Here is a 1,748-nt window from a genome sequence, read left to right on the forward strand (position 1 = left end):
ACCGAATCTGCTAGTACAGCTGGGTCAACAGTTAATGATATCTCTTTACCGTCATGCTTAGTGCTAAACCCTTCTCGTTGATGACAAGTCAAACATGATTTATTAACCTTTGGGATATTATCCTGAGCTAAGACTATACCACTACTAAAAAAGATCAGAATTAATATTAACATAAGATAATAAAAATGCTTTGAATTCATTCTTTAATTTTCACTCCTTCCAATCAATACCAAAAAACAAAAATAGAGACCAGCTAAATTAATAGTACTGGTCTCTGGACTTAACGTCTCTGGACTATCTCTTTTCAATTGTAATTATGATTTATACTCTACTTCAAGAATGCCGTCAGTAAATATTGTTATAAACCTCTTACAGTGTCGGCATTTAATAATGACTTTATCCTCTACTATCTCACAGACGATTTTACCGCACTTACATCTTAGATAATTATCCACCTTATCCACCATATCATGCCTCCTTCTTTTAATGTCAAAAGATATGCGGCGGCCAAATCAACATAGTATAAAAGGCTGAAGTTAATACCAATAATAAACAGCTTAAAAGAACAAAGGCAACTCCTTTTAAAGTCTTATTTTCAATATTAAATGTGTCATCAACTAATAGCCAGCTTGCACCCAAACTAAAGATAATAATTAAGATCGCACTAATTATTAAGATGAAAGTCATTCTTCTCTCCTCCTTTCTCTTAAAATAATTTTGATTCAGCCTACTTCTGACATCTTATATAAGTCATATAGTCAATAAACAGAAAAAGGCCAAGGTTGAAAATCTCAACCTTAGCCTCTGGACTTAAAGTCTCTGGACTTGAATTTAGTCTCTGAACTTTATCACAATATTATTTTTTAAACATATTATTTTTAAACGTATATAAATTAAAAAATGCCAGCACTATGTATAATACATAATGCTGGCCTCTGGACTTAAAGCCTCTGGACTCTTGCGCTTAAATTTTCATTATAATAAGTAATCATCTTTACTTGTTTCGCATGAATCACCACAAACTGCTTGCAATGTCGACACTTAATAATTACCTTGTCACCTTCTAGTTTTGCCACCAACTTATTACACTTACATCTTACATCTTGCATTATTAATCCCCCATTTTGGCATCAAATGGATCTGGATAAGTGTAAAATAGATGGTAATTAAGTATTAACTCTTACTACATTATATGCTCCATATACCATATGTATAACTAAAATTTTAATAGATTCATTACTGCTTTAAATATTGATAATGTAAATAATTTGAGTTTAATAATTTAAAAAATAACCCCTTTCCCGCATTTAATTATTCCCCATTCATGCCTTGAAATTTTTAGGCTTTAAATATTTAATTACTATATTGTATGTCTTTAATCTAACTATTGTGATTGATTTCACTTTCACAATTAAAAAATAACTTCTCTCTCGCGTCTAATTATTTTCCATACACGCCTTAAAATTTTAGGCTTAAATCTTTATTTATTATATCTATATGCCCCTCACCTTAACATTATTACACTACATGCAAAAAGACTAACTGATTTTAATCAGTTAGTCTTTTTGTGAAAATTAAAATCCTAACGGAACAAATGTCTTTAATAACCAGACTAAAAATACTGCATAAAGCGCTATTTCTACTCCTATTAATCCTCTGCTATTAGCAAATTTAAAGCTTTTAGAGTCTTCAACATCTGTTTTCAATTCTTCCTTATAATCGATCTCATCCATAATCTCTCTTAATTC

4 protein-coding genes are annotated in these 1,748 nt (G+C 30.4%); all 4 read right to left on the reverse strand.

The features are described from left to right. A partial coding sequence (locus BM077_RS13495; RefSeq protein WP_143079011.1) for a hypothetical protein occupies window positions 1–200 on the reverse strand: 200 nt, incomplete at its 3' end. A 114-nt stretch (window positions 201–314) separates the two neighbouring features. Beyond that, window positions 315–467, reverse strand: coding sequence for a hypothetical protein (locus BM077_RS13810; protein WP_176941743.1), 153 nt, complete (start codon window positions 465–467; stop codon window positions 315–317). Window positions 468–489: 22 nt separating this feature from the next. Next, window positions 490–687, reverse strand: a complete 198-nt coding sequence (locus tag BM077_RS13500) for a hypothetical protein (protein WP_089751206.1) — start codon at window positions 685–687, stop codon at window positions 490–492. A 254-nt stretch (window positions 688–941) separates the two neighbouring features. Further along, window positions 942–1,109, reverse strand: a complete 168-nt coding sequence (locus tag BM077_RS13815; protein WP_176941742.1) for a hypothetical protein — start codon at window positions 1,107–1,109, stop codon at window positions 942–944. Between the last annotated feature and the right edge of the window lie 639 nt (window positions 1,110–1,748).

Origin of the sequence: Candidatus Frackibacter sp. WG13 (assembly GCF_900114655.1) — a bacterium.
GTDB lineage: Bacteria > Bacillota > Halanaerobiia > Halobacteroidales > Acetohalobiaceae > Frackibacter.